This window comes from Veillonellales bacterium, from assembly GCA_039680175.1.
In the GTDB taxonomy this organism is placed as follows: Bacteria; Bacillota; Negativicutes; order JAAYSF01; family JAAYSF01; genus JBDKTO01.
This window is the reverse complement of sequence record JBDKTO010000028.1, coordinates 1-3,491: the sequence shown is the minus strand read 5'-3', so window position 1 is coordinate 3,491 and position 3,491 is coordinate 1. Positions and strand designations below refer to the sequence as shown.

Genomic DNA, 3,491 nt, shown 5'->3' with positions numbered 1-3,491 from the left:
ACCGAACACAGTAGTTAAGCCCATAAACGTCGAAAGTACTTGGCTGGAAACGGCCTGGGAGGATAGATAGCTGCTGGTTGAAGCAAAAAGCACTCATGAAAATGAGTGCTTTTTGCTATGAGCTATGAGCTATGAACCGCAAAGCTGGAATATTCATCAATGCACTTTTCATATAATAAGCAGGGTTTTAGCGATAACACAAGGAAGATAGTACCAGTTAGGGGAGGTGGATTGTGATGCCTTTTGCTTCTGAAACAAACCCTTGGAAAAATAAAAAATTATGGGTTGGAGTCGCCGGTGTATTTGTTTTTCTGGGAGTCCTTTTTTTATTACGCTATTTGAATTTCTTTAATGGTTCATATTCGCTTCACGTGCAGGGGAATGAGCCGGCTGTGTCTGTGAAAAGCAAGAACGGCGGCAAAGTTGTTAAACCTTTTATTCCTCAAGCTGATGAGCCAATACAAACCGGCTATATAGCAGATTTTAGTCCAAGACAGACCACGGGCCATGGAACGATACTTTTAGATAATACACAGAATGGTTTTCATGTTAAAGTAGCAATCTATTACTTACATGAAACAGGTGAAGAGCTTGTTAGAGCATGCAGCATTCGGCGGGGGGAGCAGTTTGTAATTTATGATCTGGATCCGGGGAAATATGACGTTCGATTCCGGAATTTAAATACCGGCAAGTGTTTCAGAGCGGGATCTGCCGTTAGCCTGGGTGAAAAGGTAGTCGGGAAAGAAGCTGCTGGGGATCAAGTATCCGTAAAGCTGTTTAGTAGTTCAGCAAGAAGTCCAGTTATCACTCCTATTGTTCTGGATGAGTTCGAACCGCCGAATGTAGAATTATGAAGATAAGGCTTGCAGGTATATATATAGCACTTTGTTGAATATGTACTTTAAATGAAGTAAGGAGGATGGGGTATGAATATTTTGGAGCAAGTTCTAGCAGCAAATCGCCTATTTGTGGCCCATTTGCCTAGTGAATTTGCTGATGACTCCTATATCAGCAAACTTCCCAAGCGTCAGTTGGCTATTTTTACCTGTATGGACACTCGTTTGGTGGATTTTTTGGAACCGGCATTGGGAATTGGACGCGGCGAGGCCAAAGTTATTAAAAACGCCGGTAATTCGGTTACCGGCATGTTTGAAGCGACGATTCGCAGTCTGGTTGTAGCCATCTTTGAACTGAATGTGAATGAGGTCATGGTTATAGGGCATTTGGATTGTGGCGTAGCTCACTCAAGCTCCCGGGGGCTGATTGAAAAAATGCTGGCGCGAGGCATTTCGCCAGACGCAATTAAGATGGTTGAACCTGAATTGGAACAGTGGATTGATCAGTTTCATCATCCCGTTGATAATGTGGAGCAGGTAGTGGCAAAAATTAGGACCAATCCCTTAATCCCTAAGGATGTACCGATACATGGTTTAATATTTAATCCTCGTTCCGGTGAAATTGAAGTGGTTGTTAACGGTTATCAGGGGATTGGTTCAAAATAAGACGTAGCCAAGTCTGTTAGAATGGTGTCAGAAGCATCAGTCGATCATCCTCTATCATTTATGTTTTGATAGACTAAAATAAAAAATGCCGCATAACATGCGGCGCTTTGGTACTTACTTCGTACGGGAAAGAAAGTGGAATACTTTTACTCCGGTATCACGGACGCGGCGTAACGGGGTAACGTGAACTTTTACTTTCGGTTTCATATCACTTACTGAACCGAAGTCGCCGCGACGAATATTGGTAGTTTTTACTTTTGTGGGTTTAAACAGATGGCGAAGAATGGCTACGGCTTTATCCGGACGGCTTTGTTCACCGCAGGTAAAAACATCAACAGCGGCATACCCTAATTCAGGGTATGTATGAATACTCATGTGGCTTTCTGCTAATAATGCTAAAGCAGTCAAGCCTTGTGGCTGAAATTTGTGATAAGTAAAATCAAGCAGAGTCATGTTGGCCTTATCTACGGCTGTCAGCATCGCATTTTTAACGAAAACTAGATTATCTAAGCTTTCAAAGCTGCAGCCATACATATCAACAGTCAGATGCTTGCCAATCAGTTTCATACATATCGCCCCTTTGCTTCTATTTTTACGCAGTGAAGCGTATATTTTTCCTCAAAAAAGCAAAAATAGAAAACTTTCGAATAAAAAAAGTTGAGATAGGAATTAGTGGGTGTACACTGAATATTATCTCTATTATACAGTCTTTCATTATAAGTCTCTTAGACAAGATTGTAAAGGAATTTTTTGAATAGAGAAATAAAAATATCGGTGAATACTATCTAGGATTGCCAAAACGGCAGGAATATGCCATGCGCTAGGGAATTTTTCCATGTAGACTATTATCAATGTAAAAGGGGTTGTTCAGATGAGTACAAAATTGACAAAGTTGTTAAATGTGACATATCCGATCATCCAGGGAGGAATGGCCTGGGTATCTGACGGCAAGCTGGCTGCGGCTGTTTCCCAGGCAGGGGGGGCCGGTATTATAGCCGCCGGCGGCCGGACGGCTGAGTGGGTTCAGGAACAAATCAAGGCAGCAAAATTTTTGACAGATAAGCCTTTCGGGGTGAATGTCCAGCTTATGGCGGCGAATAAGGATGAAATTGTCGATGTAATTTGTGCTGAAAAAGTGGCCTTTGTTACTTTGGGCGCAGGAAATCCTGTTCCGTTTTTCCCTAAATTTAAGCAGGCCAGTGTAAAAATTATTCCGGTTGTACCGAATGTCAAATTGGCGAAACGAGTCCAGGACGCCGGAGCGGATGCGATTGTAGTGGAAGGTATGGAAGCCGGCGGGCATATTGGTGTGTTAACGACTATGGCTTTAATGACTCAAGTCATTCCCGAAGTGGATATACCGGTTGTTGTTGCCGGCGGTTTTGCCGATGGGCGGGGACTGGCTGCCGCATTGGTTATGGGAGCGGCAGGGGTTCAGATGGGAACACGTTTTTTATTGGCGGAAGAATGTTCGGTACATCCAAACTTCAAGCAGAAGCTGCTGGCAGCTATAGATACGGATACTGTTGTTACCGGGTTAAGCAGCGGGCATGCTGTGCGAGGTATAAAAAATAAATTTACGGAGCATTTTTTGGCATTGGAGCGACAGGGAACGCCTGCTGCCGAATTGGATCGTGTGGCTGCGGGTACCAGCCGGCTGGCAGCCGTCGAAGGTGATGTGGACAATGGGATGGTGCAGGCCGGGCAAAGTTTGCGTTTACTGGGAAAAATTGAACCGGCTCAGGATATTATCGAAAACATTATGGCGGAAACCCGTCAGGCATTAGCGATCGCCCCTAATTTGCTGTGATACGATTCGGCTGGGGACATGCATGTAGAAGATCAGGGAAGAGGGCGGATTAGGCAATGTCATTAAGTTAAGAAAACAAAACGACAAAGAAACAACGGAAAAGACAGAGAGATTGAGAAATAATGGCCTCCCTGTCTTTTCTGTCTATTTTTGAGCACCACAAACAGACAGATTGTCAT

4 protein-coding genes are annotated in these 3,491 nt (G+C 43.8%); 3 read left to right on the top strand and 1 reads right to left on the bottom strand.

What is annotated here, in order from left to right:
* Positions 1-233: 233 nt before the first annotated feature.
* A complete protein-coding gene (locus tag ABFC84_04735; protein ID MEN6412061.1) occupies positions 234-854 on the top strand; it encodes a hypothetical protein in 621 nt (206 codons plus the stop codon).
* Positions 855-926: 72 nt separating this feature from the next.
* Complete coding sequence (locus tag ABFC84_04730) at positions 927-1,502, top strand: carbonic anhydrase (GenBank protein MEN6412060.1); 576 nt, start codon at positions 927-929, stop codon at positions 1,500-1,502.
* Positions 1,503-1,616: 114 nt separating this feature from the next.
* On the opposite strand, the gene speD is transcribed toward ABFC84_04730, so the two are convergent.
* Positions 1,617-2,069, bottom strand: coding sequence for an adenosylmethionine decarboxylase (gene speD / locus ABFC84_04725; protein ID MEN6412059.1), 453 nt, complete (start codon positions 2,067-2,069; stop codon positions 1,617-1,619).
* Positions 2,070-2,373: 304 nt separating this feature from the next.
* On the opposite strand from speD, the gene ABFC84_04720 reads away from it, so the two are divergent.
* A complete protein-coding gene (locus ABFC84_04720; GenBank protein MEN6412058.1) occupies positions 2,374-3,312 on the top strand; it encodes a nitronate monooxygenase in 939 nt (312 codons plus the stop codon).
* Positions 3,313-3,491 lie beyond the last annotated feature (179 nt).

Excerpts from the sequence above, each read along its gene's own strand:
- speD (MEN6412059.1), bottom strand. The coding sequence starts at position 2,069 with ATGAAACTGATTGGCAAGCATCTGACTGTTGATATGTATGGCTGCAGC.
- ABFC84_04720 (MEN6412058.1), top strand. The coding sequence starts at position 2,374 with ATGAGTACAAAATTGACAAAGTTGTTAAATGTGACATATCCGATCATC.
- ABFC84_04730 (MEN6412060.1), top strand. The coding sequence starts at position 927 with ATGAATATTTTGGAGCAAGTTCTAGCAGCAAATCGCCTATTTGTGGCC.